This window comes from Paenibacillus sp. Y660 (assembly GCF_057221575.1).
Map to the genome: position 1 here is coordinate 30,778 of NZ_JBXBBJ010000033.1, position 18,052 is coordinate 48,829.

An 18,052-nucleotide genomic window follows, 5' to 3' on the forward strand; every position below is an offset into this window, starting at 1 on the left:
TTTATCCCCTTAATCCGCACGCTTAGGAGCTCGTTTGCAAAATAACAGATTCCTGCATCGAAAGCTGCGTTAAAATAAGATTGGCATAAATGCCGCGTTGCTTCATGAGTTCCGCATGCGAGCCCTGTTCGGCAATTCGGCCATCCTCTACTACCAAGATAAGATCGGCGTCCTTGATGGTCGATAGTCGATGTGCGATAATAAATGCCGTTCTGCCGGCAAGCAGCGTCTGCAAAGCCTCTTGAATATGCTGCTCCGTTTCTGTATCCACGCTCGAAGTAGCCTCGTCTAATATTAGAATTCTCGGATCGGACAGCAGCACGCGGCCAAATGCAAGCAGTTGCCTCTGCCCTACGGAGAGCTTCGAGCCCCGCTCCTCCAGCTCCGTCTGATAGCCATCCGAGAGCTTGGCGACAACTCGGTCGAGCCTAACGCTTTCCGCTGCTTTTACAAGCTGATCTTCGGAAGCATCCTCGTTGCCGTACCGCATATTCTCTTCTACCGTACCTGCGAATATAAAGGAATCCTGCAGCACGATCCCCATCTGCTTGCGCAAGGATTCAAGCGTGGCCTGCTTGACATCCACGCCGTCGATGCGAACAGAGCCCTCAGTTGCATCATAAAATCGCATCAATAGATTAACGATCGTACTCTTTCCCGCTCCGGTTGGCCCAACCAAAGCGACCCGTTGGCCTGGCTTCACATGAAAGGAAACATCATGCAGCACGTTAGGCTTATTTTCCTCATAGCGGAAGGAAACGTTCTCGAACGAAACTTCTCCGTGAACCTGCGGCAGCTCGCGAGCCTCTTTGTTGTTCTTCACTTCCGGATCGGTATCCAGCACTTCAAAAATACGCTCAGCGGAAGCCATTGCCGATAGCAATTGACTGTAAACCTTCGACAATGCGCTAAGCGGCCCCCAGAAACGCCACAAATAGTTAATAAACGCCATAATAAACCCAAGCGTGAGCACGCCTTCCATAACGCGCATCGCTCCAAACCAGACGACGATACAGGTTCCGATCATCCCGATCATTTCGACCAGAGGATAGACGGTGGATTCCAAAGTAATGGCTCGCATGAACGCCTGCTTGTTCCTTGTATTGATGCCATTAAAACGTTCGTTGTTCGTCCGCTGGCGGGAAAAGGCTTGAATAACGCGTATTCCTTGAATCGTTTCATTCAGATTGCCGTTAATGGACGACATGGTTGAACGCGAACGCGACCACGAGCCCTCGATTTTTGGGCGCAGCTTCGCTACGATAAAATAAAGCAAAGGCAGCATAATAAAGGAAAGCAAAGCGAGCTGCCAATCCATCCATACTAAAATGATGACGATACCGAGCAGATGCGTCACTTCCATGACCATCGTAATTAACCCGCCGTTTATCAGCTCGCCAATGGCATTTGTATCGTTAGTAATGCGGGACATGATCTTTCCTGCAGGACGACCGTCGAAGAAACGGAACGATAACGATTGCAAATGATTAAATAATTGCTGACGCAAATCAAACAAAATGCGTTGTCCGGTAAAATTGATCCATCTCGTATGCATCCAGCTAAAAAGCCAGCTAATAAGCTTAATGCCAAGCAGCACAGCGCCAAGCACATGGATAACGGTGTAATCCTTGGCTAAAATTCCTTTATCAATGATGTAAGCAAGAATAATCGGCTCTGATAAGCTCAGCAGCATATTAATGAGCACGATGATAACGACCCATGTCATTAATTTGCGATAAGGGGCAAGATACCGAAGCATGCGTCGCATGTATTTGCTGTTAAATGGCTTCTCTTCAATCTCAGTATCCGAATCCCACTCCACTTGGCTCATGGTTTCACCTCTTTTCTATTGATGAGCGATTTGCTTCTGACGGTCAAACAATTGCCGGAAGAAGCCATTGCCTTCATTTAATTCCTTATGTGTACCCTGCTCGGTCAGTCGGCCGTTCTCAAGGACAATGATTCGATCTGCGTGCTGAATGGAAGAAAGCCGCTGCGCGATAATGAACGTCGTCCGGCCTTTCATCACTTCCAGCAAAGCCTCATGAATAGCCGATTCTGTCGCCGTATCCACGCTTGCCGTCGCTTCATCAAGCACGAGAATAGGCGGGTCCATTAGAATCGCGCGCGCAAGCGCTACACGCTGCCGCTGGCCGCCGGATAAGCCAACCCCGCGTTCACCGATGCGGGTATCATAGCCGTCTGGCATGCTTTCAATAAAAGCATGAATTTGCGATTTGCGTGCTGCGTCCTCAATTTGCGCTTGCGTTGCATCGGGATAGCCATAAGCGATATTATCGCGAATCGAAGCGGAGAACAGGAACGTTTCCTGCGGCACGATCCCTACGCTTCTGCGCAAACCGTCAAGCTCGTAATTCCGCACATCAATGCCATCAATAAGAACGCGGCCGCCGGATACATCATAAAACCGCGACAGCAAGCCAATTAGACTGCTTTTGCCTGAGCCCGTTGCTCCAAGCACGCCAATAACCTCGCCCTGCTCCACCTCAAAGGAAACATCGTCAAGGATCGGCTTATCCTTGGCAGCATCTTGATCGGCAAAATGGAAGGTAACGCTGTCGAACTTCACATTTCCATTCATATTGACGGTTTCTTTTCCTTGAGCGGGATTCTCGATATCGATAGGCGTATCAAGCACCTCGAACACGCGCGGAGCTGCTTTAATTGCTTGCTGAAAAATATTAATTTGCCAGCCAAGCATGTTCAGGGGCCAAATAATGCCCCAGGTGTACCATTGAAACGCCATAAAGGTGCCAAGCGACATCTCGTCACGAACGACAAAGATCGCTCCAATCCAGATCATCATGACAAAGGTAATGCCGCCATAGAAGCCCATGAGTGGAAAGGCTTTCGCCTCAAGCTTCGCGCGCTCCATATTCGTTTCGAAGTTTTGCTCATTCCGGTCAGCGAATTTCCGCTGCTCGACCGACTCAGTCGCAAACGACTTGACGACACGAATCCCTGAAATATTTTCTTGCAGCGTCGTCGTCAATCGGCCCATTTGCTCGCGAATGTTAGACCAAGCGGGTCCTACCTTATGATTAAAACGGTACAATACGAACAAAATAAACGGAATCGTGATCAAGCTGATCACCGTAACCTGCCACTGCATCGACATCATGAAGATGATCGTTCCGAGGAAGGTAAGCATGCCCGTAAATAAATTCATCGCGCCAAACCCGATGAAATTTTTCACTGCATCAATGTCGCCTGTCATTCTAGACATCAATTGGCCTGTCTGCGCCCGATCATAATACGAAAATGACAAGCGCTGCAATTTCTCGTAAAGCTCCTTTCGCAGCTTAAACACGACATTTTGCCCGACTAGCTCTTGCGAATAGCTCTGTACAAACATCCCTGCGCTCTTGAGAGCCTGTATGCCTGCAAGTGCAAGCGTAAGTCCGATTACGACGCCCATATCCCGCTTTGCAATGCCTTCATCAAAAATTTCCCTTAAAACCCAAGGTGCAACCAAATCAAATATCGTCGCTAAAATCATAATGGTGACGGCGATAAACACCCATTTGGCACTTGGTCTTACGTAAATCATCAATCGCAACAGCGTTTTCATTGGGACAACCCCTTTCCTCTAGGAAACAAAAAAAGACCTCTAGCCACAATTGGCTTGAGGTCTTCGTATGATGGCGGACAACGAAGCAAATTAGCTACGTTGACACCAGTGCACGAAGGCAGGCCTGTCGGCATGTTTGATTGGACATATGAAAATGCATGCTGCTCTGTACGCCGTCGACATTTTTAAAAGTCCAATTGTTAAACATCCTTAAGCCCCCCTTTTCGTATTCCGATTGATCATTTCTTCCTAGCCCACCCAAATCTTAACATCGTATTCCGTCTTTGCGCAAGAGGGGTTTGGAAAAAAATATTAAAATCTGTCCGACTCCAAAGGGAGATCTATATCGCTTGTGGAAATCCCCTCTTCTACCGCAAACTCAAAATCCTCTATATCATAAATTTGTACCGGCACCTCGGCTTCTATCAGCTTATCCTGAAACTCGAATTGATCAGAAAGCAAAGGCAAATTCAGCTTCAAGCCCGTTAGCAGCAGCTCGGTTTCGATGGGATCGAACATTTCGCCATAATGCGCGTTATCGACAGCATGCACCACGGTAAATTGTATCATGTCATTAAGGAGCAATGGCGAGCTTTCTCTCCACGGCACCTGCATCGCTTTTTCAATTTTTTTCCGATTGAGTGAATCCTCAAAGAAAGCAATGAGCTCGTTTATTTTGCTTTTTACATGCCCATCATCATCAGGATCATCCATGACAGGATCGACACCATCCCTCATTTCATACAATTCTGCTATGGATGAATAAGGCACGACATAATCAATTGGACGGCTAGGTACAAGAAGATGCCCATACGTTGCCACCAATACTGCTTCTATTACAAAACGCCGCCGCATGTGATCTCCTCCAATCATTTTATGAACGAATATTAGCTTCTTATGAGCTCATTTGCTTAACAAGAACGGTTCCACATTATTATACAATAATCCAATGCCTGTACAAGATAGTCAAAACACCAAATTTGCACAAAATATGCGTCTAGCAGTAAAATGAGCTTTAGATGAAATACTGGAAGCTGCACTTGCTTCGTCATATTTTAGGAGGTAATACATATGCAAATAGAAGAAGCGATCATAATTGGAGCAGGCCCCTGCGGCTTGGCGGCAGCGATCGAGCTTGAGAAGATCGGGCTTCAACCCCTTGTCATAGAAAAACGAAATATCGTTCATTCGATCTCGCAATATCCGACGTATATGCATTTTTTCAGCACGCCGGAAAAGCTTGAAATAGGTAATATTCCATTCACGACCGCCAATGATAAGCCTTCTAGGCTGGAAGCTCTGAATTATTACCGTACTGCCGCTCAGCGTAACCGCGTTCGTGTGCAGGCGTATGAAGCGATTACTAGCATTACGCCAGAGGATGGCGCCTACATTCTGCAGGGCGAGGACCGTTTCGGCAATAAGCGCATGTACAAAAGCCGGTATGTCGTCATAGCGACGGGTTATTTTGACCATCCGAACGAGCTTGGCATTCCTGGTGAGCAGCTCGACAAGGTCAGCCATTTTTTCCGCGAATCTCATCCTTACGTCGGCATGAAGGTAGCTATTATCGGCGGCAGCAACTCGGCGATCGACGCAGCGCTTGAATTAGAACGCGTAGGCGCGGAAGTGACAGTCGTCTATCGAGGCGAGGATTATTCCACAAGCATCAAGCCTTGGGTGAAGCCAGGCTTTCAGAGCAAGGTGACTAATAGATTAATCAACATGCTGTTCCAATCCAAAGTAGTCGCCATTGAAAACACTTCTATAACCGTGCAAGGGCCTGAAGGCGATATGGAATTACCGAATGACTTTGTTTTGGCGCTTACCGGCTTCCATCCTGATCGCAACTTCTTAACCGCGACCGGGGTTACGATGGAGGAGGAAGGCTTTCCTACCTTCGATCAAGAGACGATGGAAACGAATGTACCCGGTATCTATCTGGCAGGAGTCGTGGCATCCCGTCATGAAGCGAATGAAATATTTATCGAATCCGGCCGTTACCATGGAAACAAAATAGCTGAGCATATTGTTAGCAAAAGATAGATCCATAGCCACACCTTTAACTCTAGATCCATAGCCACACCTTATAGCTGCTGACTTTAAAATGGAACCGAGCCATTAGAGTCGGGCCTTTAGAGTCAAGCCTTTAGAGTCAAGCCTTTAGAGTCGCTTAGCGCTTCTAAGGCTCGTTATGCATATCGGTCATTTTTATAGCTGCCGCTCGACATATTCAACAACAGGAAAATGTCCTGCTAATTCTCCAATGGAGCTGCCTTTCGATCATTTAACTGGAAAAACTCCCGTTAATAACGGTATTTTTACCCTAAATAGGTAAAAACCTGGATATTAAAGGGAGAAAATCTAGTCCCACCATTGTCTCCTGTCTCCTGTGTCTTTTATTCTTCGCTAATGAAAGCACACTCCCCCTTTTTCTTTGCCTATACCTTCCTTCGAAAAATAAATCAAAATGGCGTGTCAAATTGATAGTCAATTTGCACGCCATTCCGTCTGTCGCTTCTTTTATGTCAATATCAAAGCGATATCATCAAACTACTCATTCATTCGCAAGAAGCTTCCTATGCATTCTCTAACTCTTCTTCTCCAATTGCTTTTAAAAGCTTCCACCTGTTGCTCATCCGGCTCCTTATCGCCATACCGTTACCGATAATCAATGCGCCATCCAACCCGCCAATCGCTATCGCTAGCAAAAGCCTCACGCCATAACGCAGGTTAGACCATCGTAGCGATTACCATGAAGGGACGCTCTAGCTGCTTCGTTTCCCCGTCAATGCTTATTTGCCGCTCCTCCATACATTCAAGCAAGCTGGATTGCGTTCGAGGCGTTGTGCGATTGATTTCATCGGCAAGCAGTAAATTTGTAAACAACGGACCTGCTCGAAATTCGAACTCGCTTATTTTTTGATTAAAGAAATGAATGCCGCTCAAATCCGATGGAAGTAAATCGGGCGTAAACTGTCTTCGTCTAAACGTGAGCGCTAGCGATTTGGCTAGCGATTTCGAGAGCAGCGTCTTCCCCGTACCTGGAACATCCTCAAGCAGCACATGCCCGGAAGTTATAAGTCCGATGAGCAGTAAATCAACGACTTCCTCTTTGCCAACGATTACACGTCCAATATTTGCTTTCACCTATTCTGTCAACTGTTTTATCGTTTCAAAAGACATAAGTCAGCTCCTTCGAATAGGTTACTTTGCAAATCCGGTACGCTCGCGCTGCAGCTTCTGAAGCTCCCGCCAACGGATCATGCGGATGCCTTCGTCCTGCAGCGTCTGTCTGATCTCAGAGTCGCGGAACAGCTCCAGCTCCATCCCACGCTTAAGCGGCTGCCCGTGAAAAGCATTCAGCTCTTCCGTGACGAGTGAAGGATGAATGATAAGCTCGGTTACACCTGGATGCAGACTCTTCAATAGCTGCTGCATGCTAGTTTTTAGTGAATCATAGTCTTCGCCATCCTGCAGCTTGAATGGAAGCCCCACCAAATAGTCTAATATGACGACCCCCTTCGAATCGGCAAGCTGCGCAAGCTGCTTAACTTGCTCCGCAAGTTCTGGCGGGGCTACCTGGCCATTCTCCTGCAGTAAATAACGAGGCAAACGGAACGGCAAACCATAGGAAGCGCATACTTCAAATACGATTGGCAAAAAGTGGCGTCCCGTCTCTAATCCATAAAGGCTGCCCATATGATTGTCGGCATGCGATGGTTTCATTCCCATAGCTAATGCCATCTCCACTTGGGCAATCATCTCTTGTTTTACCTGCTCAGGATCAGCTTGCTGCTCGAACGTCTTGCAATCCTTCGGAAAATAATTTTCATTTGTAACAAGCGAGTCTGTACTCCCTTTGCGGTTAACCGGTCCCCAGCGATAGAGATCCCATTCACTTGTAAACGTAAAATGTACGCCAACATCGATTTGGGGATGCCTCGCGCTCCAAAGCGCAGCCTCCCGTGCCCAGCCGCAGGGCATCATTAAGGTAGCCGAGCTAACCGTGCTATCAAGCAGTAGCTGCTGGATGCCGTTATTCACCGAGTGACATAATCCATAATCGTCCGCGTTTACAAGAAGCAGCTTTTCACCTTCATCATATCCTAGCGCCTTAGCTAAACTCATTTATTTCATCCTCCCAGTTCTCATTGATCCAATCGCAGCCAAACATACATTGATCGATAATGCTGCAAAGCACATCCTCTTTGTCCAACTGATCTCTTAAACGAACGGCAAAATGCAGCGCTACGTCCAGCAAGCGCAATTTCATTAAGGACGGCAGCTTCTTCAGCTCCTGTTCGGATAAAGGCAGCGTATTCAGATAGCCTTGCAGCAAGAGCTTCACCTTTTCCGAAACGGCCGTATTACTTGGCTTGATGAGATCAACAGCGATAACGGCAAGCTCCATTGCCCTTACGTCAACCGTCGTGAACTCAAAATCCAGCACGCCGATTATCTCATCGTCATTAGACACGGTATTGTTGAAAACCAAATCACCATGAATCCATTGCTGCGGCAGCAGTGCAAGCTCTTCGCATTCTGCCGCAAGCTTGCGGCGTTCCTCGTTAATCGCTATGAAGCTGGATCTTCTTGCTGCAAGCGGCCCCGAACGTTCAGCCATCGATAAGAATGCAGCAATATCCATAGATGCGTAAGTCTTTTCCAATAAATAATAAGGACTGTACAATGGCATGCCCTCTGGCTGAATATAGCCTAATGCAGCTGTCAGCTCTGCTGCTGCTTGCCCAAGCGCATACACATGTGCAGCATTAGCTGCTGTTGGCCGGTCCCCTTCAATGTAGCGGAACAACGAAGAAAGCGTGCCGTCACTCGATATGCTGACCGTATCGCCTCGTTTATTGCGAATCGGCACAGGCACTCGAAAGGAGAGCTCCTGCCTCGTCAATTGGGCCAGCACCTCATGCTCCAACCTGACAATGTTCTCATCCTTATGATTATTATAGATACGCAGAACAAATCGTTGACCGCCTGATGCGATCATGCGGGTCGTATTATTCATTCCGCTTTCCCTAAGCTCAACCTTGCAAGGCTCTTGAAACTCATATTCATTAAGAAATGTTGTAAAATCTAAGGTGTCATACAACCCTCTTATCCTCCTTGCTCTTCCATCATCAGTTTTTCTAGCCTACTTCCTAGCTGCTGCTGCCAGCTCGCCGCAAGCTCTTTAATGACAAGCAGCTCACGAATGCCTTTTATATCTTCTTTATCTACGTACATCACACGGTTAGCTTCTGTAATCGACTTGCGCGCAGGGTGTTTATGAGTCAAGGAAAACATCGTTCCTGCTGTTATGCTGCCCTCTTGAAGCACTCGGAAATAAAATCCCGTATAGCCATTGCGCTGAACATTTCCCGGTAATTCCGGCATCTGATGCCTTATACCCAGCTTAAAGCAGGGCTGCCTGGGCTGACTCACTTGAAGGATGACTTCACCAGCTTGAACGATATCGCCCATACACAAATCGTCCTCCGTCCAATTCGATAATGTGAAATTTTCTCCGAAGGCTCCATAATCAAGTGGTTTATCGAGCAGATCCCGCCAATAGGAATAACGCTTCTCAAAATAAACGCAGACCGCCTTATCCGGACCGCCATGATTGACCATATCGCCTTGCCCATCGCCTTGCAGCCCTGTAAAGGTGAGCAAATGCGAAAGCTCTGAAGGCTGCTTGAAGATACCCGTTATAACCTCTTTTGAACCATGCGCAACGGCCACAGGCTTGCCGACATTCAATGATACGAGGCTTGCCTCCGACAATTGTGTTGTCATTATCCCAGATTCCTCCTATTCGAATCTCTTATTTGACTATTATAATCTTGGGAGGGAGATGTTGGCAAAGAGATATAACCACATTAATAATTAATGTGGGTTATTATATCAATGCAAACGCTTTCGACATGTTTTATTACAGCTTTCCCCTTTGCATGTCGAAAAGCTCTCTTTCATGTAGCTTATTGCGCTTCCCCGGGAAATGTTTTTTAAATAGTCGGAATATTTCCTATATTTCAAACGTTTGAAAGCAGCGAAATACCGCATACAGCAGCAGAACGCCAACGATCATTTCGATCATACGTCCACCTCCATACGTAACTGTATGAGCCGTTTGCAGTCGGCATGCAATGGAGACCCGTTTCAGCTGGAACAAAAAAAAGCCTCGCATCCTATTAGATGCGAAGCAATCTTTCTGAGGCCTCACCTTACGCTTGCTTGCCGTATTGCTCAAGCAAACGTAGAACCTCCTCTTTCAATTCCATAATATCAAAAGGCTTGGTGATGCATTTGCTTATGCCGAGCATCTCCGCAGCTTCCAATTTTTCAGGATCAGCATAAGCCGTAATGAGTATGACGGGCACCTCTGCTGATAGGTTCCTTATCTCGCGAAGCACCTCGACTCCGTTTGTATCCGGCATTCGCAAATCGAGCAAAACGCAGTGAACCGTATGCTTTTCAAACAGCTCCAGCGCGATGCTCCCATTGCTCGCCTCATAAACCTCAATGCCCTGAGACGTAAATAATTCAGTAAGCATCATTCGAATGGCAAGTTGATCGTCTACGACCAATATAGCTCTTTTTTGATTCGCCATATGCGTATGGACGCTTATGGCTAACCCGCTTGCATCCGCATTCGAGTTAGAATCCATTTGCTTTGTTGCAATTGTACTCGTCGTTTTTGAGGGTTGTACCTTTGGCCTATCTTTGATGAGACGTTGCTTCTTTTCCCTCTTACGCTGATAGTAGAAGACAATCGAAATAGCGGTAAGCACTGCTGCGATGATGAGTAGAAGAAAATAAATCAATTCGTTGTCTCCTTATAGCTTTGCGGCAGATTGCAGCTTAGCCAAAATAGGCATTAGCCATACTAGTCGTTTACTAGCATCGGACCAAGAGGGCCATCCTCATTAATAATATCCTGCAGCTCGTAGACGGATATCGGAAAATATATAAAGCCATAAACATACGCCGCCAGCTCGTAGAGCTGGAAGTAAATGACGAGCGAGCGATCGGCCACATAATAGTCTTGGTCGGGCCGTATGGATGTAAACGGTTCAAGCGTATCAATCTTCCGCTCCTTGATTTGTGCACTTACGATGGCGCTTATCCGACCGACATAATCTGCTCCCGGTTTAAAAAGCTGAGCCAGCGTATAGGTTTGCCCTGTCGATTGCTTAAAGGTCAGCGATTGCTGCAGCGTCAAGCCATGCGCCCCGCCTGTGAAGGCGTAATTAAACAACGATAGGCTGAGATAATCCTTTTGATTGTTCTTTTGTTCAAAATAGCCCAGCATCTGAGCCCTTGGATCGTCCAATGAGCCCTGATTGTGAACGAGCTGCTGTACGGCCTGATGGATCGTATGGTTTATTTTCTTATCTGCTGCCTCGCTTTTTCCCCCGCTTATATAAGGCAGTGACAGCTCCGCTTTTGGAAAATCAGCCTTGGCAGTTTGTACGACGACAGGCGATTGAAATGGCATGATGAAGACACCTTCCTATTCGGTAAGATGCTCCATTGTATGCAAAGCACGGCTCATCTCATACCAAACGATGCCGCCATGAGTGGAGGACGAAACGCCCCGCAGCGCAAACTGCTCTGCCTCGTAAAATGGAATCAGATGCTGCTCGCACATCAGAATAATCGTATCGATGCCGCTCTCTTCGCACTGCTTCACGAGTCTTCGAAGCAATAAAGCTCCGATCCCTTGCCTGCGATAGCCCTTATCTACCGCAACCGTTAGCACGCAAAAGTTGCTTCCCGCTAGTGAATCGGCCTGAACGCCTTTCATTTCATCGCCGCAAGCGTTCTGCTCTGTACGTATGCCATTCGTAATGCCTGCTAATTGATCCCCGTCCCAAGCTGACCAAAAATATGGCCGATAATGCTCATAACGATATTGAAAGCCTGCCAGCGTTGCCGCCGCTTCAGGCGTATAACAGCTCTGTTCAAGTGAAATAGCGTCCTCAAGCTCCTCTACTGCTATCAAGCGCAGCTCAATTTTGCTCACAGCAGCGCCTTCTCGCGTTCGGTCAGTCTTCTGCCGCTAACGTCGAGCACCAGCTTGCCATTTTTTAAGCCGAGAATGCGATCCGCGAACCGCTCTGCCCAGTCGCCCTGATGCATAACTGCGATGACGATGACGCCTTGCTCCTTGCATAGCGCTTTCAAATCCGTTAGCACCTGATCTGCCGTATGCGGGTCAAGGCCTGATACCGGCTCATCTGCCGCAATAACTTTGGCTCCATGAACAAGCGCTCTGGCAATTGCCATACGCTGACGTTCTCCGCCGCTTAGGGTACTGGCCTTTTGATGCGCTTTTTCAAGTAGTCCGCGCTTCTCGATCATATCCATAGCGCCCATATAATCGTCATTTCGCACCATGCCTGTCCATCTGCGCCAAGCAGGCGTTTGCGTGACGGAGCCGATAATTACATTTTTGAGTCCCGTCTTATTAGGGAACAGAAACGGTTTTTCTTCTACGTAAGCAACCTCTTGCTTTACTTTAAGCTTGCCCGAGAAGCCCTCCTTGAAAATATCCTTGCCATCGAATTGATAGGTGCCCTCGCTCCACTTTTCTTGCAAAGCAAGGCAGCGTAACAGCGTTGACTTCCCGCTCCCGCTATCGCCTTTTATAGCAATAAAGTCACCTGGATAAGCCTCGAAGCTAATATCGTCAAGCACCTTCGGCCCACCTGGAATTCGTCTGGATAGGTTCTTTATTCTGATCATTTTCCGCGCTCCTTCTGTTTACAGCAACTGCCTCTATGAATCTAGTTTACGTCAAACAAAAAACAGTTTCCATACGAACAAATGTTTGGTATAATTAAAAACAAGAACAAACGTTCTATTGATCATCGAATTCAACCATTTGAAGGAGGCCTGATCACCATGAGTAACATCTGCGAAAATTTCCGTTATTTAGAGAATGGACGTCCTGGACGCGATTTAACGTTTAAGTTTTACGCCGATGGACGGCTTATCATCATTGATAATGTTGCAGAGGAGGTGATCACTCCCAAAGATTTGAAGGGCGCCAGCAAGGACTTTTATGTTCGCAGGCGCATCGATTTTATTAAGAATCAATTAAGAGCTTCACAGCTTAAATATGCATAGATTCAGTAAGAGGAGAGCAGACAATATAAGCTCTCCTTTTTACGTTGCTTAACCATTCGTTCTTACTAAGGAAGCTGTTTGTTAATGCCGTTTAAGCTTGGCGGGCGCTTCGCGAATTTATCGGTTTTTAGCTTGCCCGCTTGTCCTTGTGAGCTAGAATGATTTTGACGATTATCCGTTTTGCTGTTTTTGTTAAATGCCAATCCAATCACCTCCACTATCATTATGCCGATATTATTGGATAACTATGTAAAAAGTTTATCTGCTGGTGTTTCGCACATTGACTCACCCCCTCCAATTGCGGTAGATTGATCATACAGTTCCAAGTTCCGCAAAGGAGATCGCTTATATGAAGCAACAGATTATGTTTGACCTAGACGATACGTTAATTCACTGTAATAAATACTTTTACCTCGTGATCGATCAATTTATTGATGCGATGACTACTTGGTTCGGCACCTCGCCGCTCGTCACCGCACAAGCGATACGGGATAAGCAAATGGAGATCGACATTGCTGCAGTAGCCGTGTTTGGCTTTAAGAGCGAACACTTTCCGCAATCCTTTGTCGACACTTACATTCACTACTCTCACTTAACGGGACGCAAACGCTCTACAAGTGAAGAGAACTTTCTATGGAAGCTTGGTCTGAGCGTCTACGAGCATGATACAGAGCCCTATCCCAATATGGAGCAAACGCTTTTCTCGCTTGCAGAGGCTGGCCATGAGCTTCACCTGTACACAGGCGGCGAGCTGCCGATTCAACGTCGCAAAATTGAGAAAATGAATTTGGAGCGCTACTTTGGCTCACGCATCTATATCCGTCACTTGAAAAATAGCGACGCCTTGGAAAGCATTTTATCCAAAGGTACGTTCGACCGCAACAGCACCTGGATGGTAGGCAACTCTATACGGACTGATGTAGTGCCTGCATTAACGGCTGGCATCCATGCCATTCATATGCGCGCAGTGGCCGAGTGGGAATACAATATTATTCAAATCGAAATCGAGCCTAAAGGCGCCTTCTTGACGCTGGATCACCTTAAGGATGTGCCTGATGCTATTCATGGTTATGTGAACCGATAAGGCAGGCAATAAAAATAGACTCGAATCCGCCCTCGCAAGCACCTGAGGACGGATTCGAGTCTATTTGTTCTGAGCAGCGGCCTGTCACTGCTCAATGGCAAGCTCACCTGTATCTACATTTCTAAGCACGATTCGGCCTTCTCCTGGCGTGCCGTCTGCAAGCTCAAGCTTCAGCTTCGTCGTCTTTCCTTTTTCAACGAGTGCCTTCACCTGTGAATCGGTTAAACTTCGTCCGAAGCTTTCCTTCCAAATGACGAATTTGCAGCCTTCCTTATAATGCGAGCAGCCATAGCCTTTGCGCCCCATAAAGATAGACCCGCCGCAGCCCGCACGCGGACAGGTTGTGATCACTGTAGGCGCACTAGAAGAAGCTGCGCTCTTCTGCGCTGTTGCTGTTCCAGCCGCCTTCGCTCTCGTTGCGCGGCTGCGCGGAGCAGCCGCCGCATTGCCCGCTGCTCCTTTGCCAGGAGCCGGCGCTTCGCTTTCAAACGAGGTTTTCGCAGCACGCGACTGCACACGAACTTTGTCGACAATCATCGTTGCGAACTTTTTCACGTTCTCCATAAACTGTCCATCAGAGGCCGTCCCTCTTGATATTTCATTCAGGCGCCGCTCCCATAGTCCGGTCATCTCCGGAGAGGTAAGCAGGTCGATTCCCGCACCTCTAATGAGCTCTATAGCGGTTCGGCCCTTTTGCGTCACTTGAATTTTCTTCCCCTGCATATCGATATACCCGACATTTTTGAGCCGTTCAATCGTTGCTGCGCGCGTCGCAGGCGTGCCAAGACCCGAGTCCTTCATCGCATCCCGAACATCCTCGTCCTCAATTTGCTTGCCCGCGCTTTCCATTGCCTTTAGCAGCGTGCCTTCCGTGTAATGCTTCGGAGGCTGCGTATCCTTCTCCTTCACGACGGCATCCGTACAGGCGATGCCCTCTTCTGCCGAGATCGAAAATGGCTCATTTACCTCTATTTCCTCTTCCTCTGCTTCTTCCTTATCCTTGCCTTTGGCCGTCGACTTTGCCTTTTCCTTCTTCTGATCGGCATAGATAACCTTCCAGCCCAAGCTCAGCAGCTCCTTGACCGTTGTCTTGAACATCTCGTTCTCTACCTCGGTCAAGACGGTGTGCACCTTATATTCAGCAGGCGGATAGAACTGGGACAGAAATCGCCTAACGATCAAGTCATAAAGCTTCTGCTCATCCGGGCTTAGCCCGTTTGCTTTGCGATTCGTAGGCAGGATAGCATGGTGATCCTCTACCTTAGCCGGGTTGCAAATAAACTTGTTTCCCTTGTGGACAAGACTGCGATTCGTCCCTTTTACAAGCTCATCATAGCTTGTACCCTGCAGCGCATTCAGCGTTTTGTGCATCTCCGGAATGTTCTGCTCCGTCACATAGTTCGAGTTCGTTCTCGGATAAGAGATAACTTTATGCTTCTCATATAGCGCTTGCGCCGTATCCAACGTTTTTTTCGCAGAAAATGCATATTTGCCGTTCGCTTCGCGCTGAAGCAGCGTAAGATCATAAAGCTTGAACGGATACTCCTTCGTTTCCTTCACCTCATAAGACGAAATCCGTCCCTGCTTGCCCTTCACCTTGGCTGCGACGGCTTCAACCTTCGCTTGATCGGTCATTCTTTCGGCCTGCCACATGCCTCGGTATGACATTTCATTTTGCGAGAAATGTCCTTCCAGCTCAAAAAACTTCAAGGACGAGAACGCCTCAATTTGCTTTTGTCGGTCGTAAATGAGCGCAAGAACAGGCGTCTGTACTCTGCCGACAGAGAGCAGCACATTATGTTTGGTCGTAAAGGCGCGCGAGCCGTTCATTCCAATTAGCCAATCCGCTTCGCTTCTTGCCGTTGCTGCACGCGTCAAATTCTCATACTCGGCTCCCTCCTTCAGCTCGGCGAATCCTTTGCGAATCGTCTCCGGCGTAAGATCCGAGATCCATAGACGCTTTACCGGCTGGCTAAGCCCCAGATGCCGCTGAATAAGCGAAAAAATATATTGCCCTTCCCGCCCCGCATCGCAGGAATTGACGAGCAAATTGCTGCGTTTGGCAAGATCGCCGATGACTTTAAGCTGATCGATCGTTTTTTTGTTAGGCACCAGCTTGAATTGAGACGGAATGATCGGGAGATCGTTGATGTTCCACTTCTTATATCGATCGTCATAAGCATCGGGCTCCGCAAGCCCGATCAAATGCCCGATTGCCCACGTAATAATATATTGTTCGCCTTCTATGTAGGAACGGTGATTTTTTGCTTTGGGATCGATTGCGGCTGCAATATTTCTGCCCATATCCGGTTTTTCCGCAATGATTAATGTCTTCAAAAGATAATCGCTCCTTCTTTAAGCATTTCATAAGCGCAGCTGATTGTGCCACCCACCCATACATAACATGAACTAGCCACGCACAGCCTTGCCTCTAAACATTTTACAGACTTCTCTTCCAAAAAGGAATCCTTTTTCGTCTTCGCAGCGACAAGTGCCGTCAAAAAAAATAAAACCCAATGGGATGATTGTCCCAAATGGGTTCACTGTATAGTGGCTCTAACGAACCAGGAACTATCTCTACTCGCCAGTTGACGGAGCTTCCAAATAAGCCTTAATGGTGGTGAAAATAGAGCGGACACCGTCTGACCATTTTGGGTCCTCCGCATACTTCCGATTGATCCATGTGAACGGGTCCACATCCGCAGGCCGGTCCTTGCTTAAGTTGAATACCGTTCGCGCTGCGATCTCTGAGGATTGTCCGATATTCGTATTAAATTCCTTCCAGCTGTGAAAAACGTTAAAGGGATTATTAGCGATCTGCTTATGCAGTTTATTCGTCTTCGGCACAAAGCCCTGTTCTTGGCCTGTAATGGCAAACAACACGACAGGATGAATATCGAAGCTTTTGGCGGCTTTGACAATAGCGTCAAAATAGTGCTTCTCAGCCAATATGGATGATTTGCTCTCCAAAAAATCAATCAATCGCGCCTGGTCAATATCAACATAACGGAGCTCAGCAGGGAGCCCGTCTGAAGGTACCGCCAGCTTCTGAGCAGGCTTCACAGCAACAGTCGGCTGAAGCTTATGCTCGGAAGGCTTGCTTAAAGACCTGCCATAAAATAAGGTAGTTATGATTAAGAGCACGCATAATGCACTATACATGTAAGCTCTTGCTCTTGTCTTACGAGTTGCTGGATTCATCCACCCAGCGGTGGGTAGTGCAATTACTTCGGCAGTGCCCGCAGCTGCTGATTCAACACGAACCTGGGCACCTTCTGCTATTAGTAAACCTCTCAGCTGCGTCAAAAGGCTGTTCTCAGCCTCAGCATGCGAGAAGTCCGATTGCTCCCTTGAAGATGAAAGCTCGTCCATTAGACGCTGCATGACGGGCTTCATACAGCTTACATTCAGCTTCAGCTCGACCCATTCATGGAAAGGCTCATAAATATGAGTGTCAGATCGGTCCAGCAACAAACAGGCCTGAAAAATATCTTCAGCCCGTACTGGTCTTTGTCGCTCCAAAACGGCTGTTCGAATCAATGTTCCCGTGATGGATCGCTTCACGCTGCTCTCGAAATTCGGCAACTGCTTATGTATGATCCGTTTGACCGCATCCGCTACGATCTCTGCCCGTTTCTCCTGCGGCATCGCAGCGTATTTGTGCTGAACGTAGCTTCGAATGTTCCGAACGTCTGCCTTAGACAGAACGTATGCTTCATCGGCTGGCATGACGAATCGCCCCTTCGCGTCATCTCAACCCTATTTTACCACATCTTTCCTTATGATAGTGAGCTAAGTTTGCGAATCTCAGCTTGAATATGCGGCTGCATAATAAAAGCAGCAATTTGCTCCTTCTCGCTCACCGTAAACTGATACTCGCAGTCGCAGCCCTCATCAAGAGGCACCATTTGAGCGATCGTCCCGTCAATGGTACTAATGACGAGTGCCGTAAAGTCTATGAGGTCATCAGGTACTTCCGTATCAGGAGCTAGCTCAAAGCGAAGAACAATATCCACCCACTGCTCGTTCCTTAGTTCTATCGCAGGTTGAAAGGAGCTGAATGTAAGCTCTGTTATTCGGTCTAGCCCATATTTTATCATGTCGTTCCTCCTATTCTCTCTAATAGCCTCTCGGCATTTGCCGAGGCTGATGGGACAAGGGTTTCCTCGAACCATCTTTATTAGCATCCTCCTACTTGGTTAGGGGGATTTTTCATTTAATCCCATTTTTCATTATGGGAAATA

Annotated in this window: 18 protein-coding genes and 1 pseudogene; 3 read left to right on the forward strand and 16 right to left on the reverse strand. The window is 47.5% G+C overall.

The annotated features are described in order from the left end of the window. Positions 1 to 22: 22 nt before the first annotated feature. The 3 genes from AC2TDN_RS23725 to AC2TDN_RS23735 form a co-directional block, all read right to left on the reverse strand. Positions 23 to 1,831 (reverse strand): ABC transporter ATP-binding protein, encoded by a 1,809-nt coding sequence (locus AC2TDN_RS23725; protein ID WP_484690400.1) that lies wholly within the window; start codon positions 1,829 to 1,831, stop codon positions 23 to 25. A gap of 15 nt (positions 1,832 to 1,846) precedes the next feature. Further along, positions 1,847 to 3,592 (reverse strand): ABC transporter ATP-binding protein, encoded by a 1,746-nt coding sequence (locus AC2TDN_RS23730; protein ID WP_484690401.1) that lies wholly within the window; start codon positions 3,590 to 3,592, stop codon positions 1,847 to 1,849. A 312-nt stretch (positions 3,593 to 3,904) separates the two neighbouring features. Continuing rightward, complete coding sequence (locus AC2TDN_RS23735; protein WP_482065851.1) at positions 3,905 to 4,447, reverse strand: ADP-heptose synthase; 543 nt, start codon at positions 4,445 to 4,447, stop codon at positions 3,905 to 3,907. A 216-nt stretch (positions 4,448 to 4,663) separates the two neighbouring features. On the opposite strand from AC2TDN_RS23735, the gene AC2TDN_RS23740 reads away from it, so the two are divergent. Next, positions 4,664 to 5,638, forward strand: coding sequence for a YpdA family putative bacillithiol disulfide reductase (locus AC2TDN_RS23740; RefSeq protein ID WP_484690402.1), 975 nt, complete (start codon positions 4,664 to 4,666; stop codon positions 5,636 to 5,638). 696 nt (positions 5,639 to 6,334) lie between these two features. On the opposite strand, the pseudogene AC2TDN_RS23745 reads toward AC2TDN_RS23740, so the two are convergent. The 9 genes and pseudogenes from AC2TDN_RS23745 to AC2TDN_RS23785 all read right to left on the reverse strand — a co-directional run. After that, a pseudogene (locus tag AC2TDN_RS23745) lies at positions 6,335 to 6,742 on the reverse strand (AAA family ATPase); the annotation flags it as partial. A 57-nt stretch (positions 6,743 to 6,799) separates the two neighbouring features. Then, positions 6,800 to 7,723: a polysaccharide deacetylase family protein gene (locus AC2TDN_RS23750; protein ID WP_482065849.1), complete on the reverse strand. Its 924-nt coding sequence runs from the start codon at positions 7,721 to 7,723 to the stop codon at positions 6,800 to 6,802. Continuing rightward, positions 7,710 to 8,702, reverse strand: a complete 993-nt coding sequence (locus AC2TDN_RS23755) for a phosphotransferase (RefSeq protein WP_484690403.1) — start codon at positions 8,700 to 8,702, stop codon at positions 7,710 to 7,712. Before AC2TDN_RS23755 ends, AC2TDN_RS23750 begins: the two co-directional genes overlap by 14 nt. A 5-nt stretch (positions 8,703 to 8,707) precedes the next feature. Further along, on the reverse strand, positions 8,708 to 9,388 hold the full coding sequence (locus tag AC2TDN_RS23760; RefSeq protein WP_484690404.1) for an MOSC domain-containing protein: 681 nt from the start codon (positions 9,386 to 9,388) through the stop codon (positions 8,708 to 8,710). A 229-nt stretch (positions 9,389 to 9,617) separates the two neighbouring features. Further along, a complete protein-coding gene (locus AC2TDN_RS23765) occupies positions 9,618 to 9,764 on the reverse strand; it encodes a hypothetical protein (RefSeq protein ID WP_484690405.1) in 147 nt (48 codons plus the stop codon). A gap of 52 nt (positions 9,765 to 9,816) precedes the next feature. After that, a complete protein-coding gene (locus tag AC2TDN_RS23770) occupies positions 9,817 to 10,416 on the reverse strand; it encodes a response regulator (protein ID WP_484690406.1) in 600 nt (199 codons plus the stop codon). Positions 10,417 to 10,478: 62 nt separating this feature from the next. After that, entirely contained in the window at positions 10,479 to 11,090 is a 612-nt protein-coding gene (locus AC2TDN_RS23775; RefSeq protein WP_482065844.1) for a DUF3298 and DUF4163 domain-containing protein, read from the reverse strand. A gap of 15 nt (positions 11,091 to 11,105) precedes the next feature. Then, complete coding sequence (locus tag AC2TDN_RS23780; RefSeq protein WP_484690407.1) at positions 11,106 to 11,618, reverse strand: GNAT family N-acetyltransferase; 513 nt, start codon at positions 11,616 to 11,618, stop codon at positions 11,106 to 11,108. Then, entirely contained in the window at positions 11,615 to 12,340 is a 726-nt protein-coding gene (locus tag AC2TDN_RS23785) for a phosphonate ABC transporter ATP-binding protein (protein WP_484690408.1), read from the reverse strand. The genes AC2TDN_RS23780 and AC2TDN_RS23785 overlap by 4 nt, the downstream gene beginning before the upstream one ends. A 159-nt stretch (positions 12,341 to 12,499) precedes the next feature. On the opposite strand from AC2TDN_RS23785, the gene AC2TDN_RS23790 reads away from it, so the two are divergent. Next, positions 12,500 to 12,724 (forward strand): hypothetical protein, encoded by a 225-nt coding sequence (locus AC2TDN_RS23790; RefSeq protein ID WP_169081557.1) that lies wholly within the window; start codon positions 12,500 to 12,502, stop codon positions 12,722 to 12,724. Between the two features lie 65 nt (positions 12,725 to 12,789). Here AC2TDN_RS23790 and AC2TDN_RS23795 read toward each other — a convergent pair whose 3' ends face one another. Further along, the gene (locus tag AC2TDN_RS23795) at positions 12,790 to 12,927 is read right to left on the reverse strand and encodes a hypothetical protein (protein ID WP_482065991.1); all 138 of its coding nucleotides are present in this window, start codon (positions 12,925 to 12,927) and stop codon (positions 12,790 to 12,792) included. Between the two features lie 146 nt (positions 12,928 to 13,073). On the opposite strand from AC2TDN_RS23795, the gene AC2TDN_RS23800 reads away from it, so the two are divergent. Further along, positions 13,074 to 13,808, forward strand: coding sequence for an HAD family hydrolase (locus AC2TDN_RS23800; protein WP_484690409.1), 735 nt, complete (start codon positions 13,074 to 13,076; stop codon positions 13,806 to 13,808). Between the two features lie 84 nt (positions 13,809 to 13,892). Here the strand turns inward: AC2TDN_RS23800 and AC2TDN_RS23805 are convergent, their stop codons facing one another. From AC2TDN_RS23805 to AC2TDN_RS23815, 3 genes are all read right to left on the reverse strand, one after another. Then, entirely contained in the window at positions 13,893 to 16,145 is a 2,253-nt protein-coding gene (locus tag AC2TDN_RS23805) for a type IA DNA topoisomerase (RefSeq protein WP_484690410.1), read from the reverse strand. A gap of 240 nt (positions 16,146 to 16,385) precedes the next feature. Further along, on the reverse strand, positions 16,386 to 17,537 hold the full coding sequence (locus tag AC2TDN_RS23810; protein ID WP_484690411.1) for a hypothetical protein: 1,152 nt from the start codon (positions 17,535 to 17,537) through the stop codon (positions 16,386 to 16,388). A 50-nt stretch (positions 17,538 to 17,587) separates the two neighbouring features. Beyond that, entirely contained in the window at positions 17,588 to 17,908 is a 321-nt protein-coding gene (locus AC2TDN_RS23815) for a hypothetical protein (protein ID WP_482065838.1), read from the reverse strand. Positions 17,909 to 18,052 lie beyond the last annotated feature (144 nt).

Bases quoted from the DNA above. Each gene is read 5' to 3' on its own strand.
- AC2TDN_RS23725 (WP_484690400.1), bottom strand. From the start codon at position 1,831: ATGAGCCAAGTGGAGTGGGATTCGGATACTGAGATTGAAGAGAAGCCA.
- AC2TDN_RS23730 (WP_484690401.1), bottom strand. From the start codon at position 3,592: ATGAAAACGCTGTTGCGATTGATGATTTACGTAAGACCAAGTGCCAAA.
- AC2TDN_RS23735 (WP_482065851.1), bottom strand. From the start codon at position 4,447: ATGCGGCGGCGTTTTGTAATAGAAGCAGTATTGGTGGCAACGTATGGG.
- AC2TDN_RS23740 (WP_484690402.1), top strand. From the start codon at position 4,664: ATGCAAATAGAAGAAGCGATCATAATTGGAGCAGGCCCCTGCGGCTTG.
- AC2TDN_RS23750 (WP_482065849.1), bottom strand. From the start codon at position 7,723: ATGAGTTTAGCTAAGGCGCTAGGATATGATGAAGGTGAAAAGCTGCTT.
- AC2TDN_RS23760 (WP_484690404.1), bottom strand. From the start codon at position 9,388: ATGACAACACAATTGTCGGAGGCAAGCCTCGTATCATTGAATGTCGGC.
- AC2TDN_RS23775 (WP_482065844.1), bottom strand. From the start codon at position 11,090: ATGCCATTTCAATCGCCTGTCGTCGTACAAACTGCCAAGGCTGATTTT.
- AC2TDN_RS23785 (WP_484690408.1), bottom strand. From the start codon at position 12,340: ATGATCAGAATAAAGAACCTATCCAGACGAATTCCAGGTGGGCCGAAG.
- AC2TDN_RS23790 (WP_169081557.1), top strand. From the start codon at position 12,500: ATGAGTAACATCTGCGAAAATTTCCGTTATTTAGAGAATGGACGTCCT.
- AC2TDN_RS23800 (WP_484690409.1), top strand. From the start codon at position 13,074: ATGAAGCAACAGATTATGTTTGACCTAGACGATACGTTAATTCACTGT.
- AC2TDN_RS23810 (WP_484690411.1), bottom strand. From the start codon at position 17,537: ATGCCAGCCGATGAAGCATACGTTCTGTCTAAGGCAGACGTTCGGAAC.
- AC2TDN_RS23815 (WP_482065838.1), bottom strand. From the start codon at position 17,908: ATGATAAAATATGGGCTAGACCGAATAACAGAGCTTACATTCAGCTCC.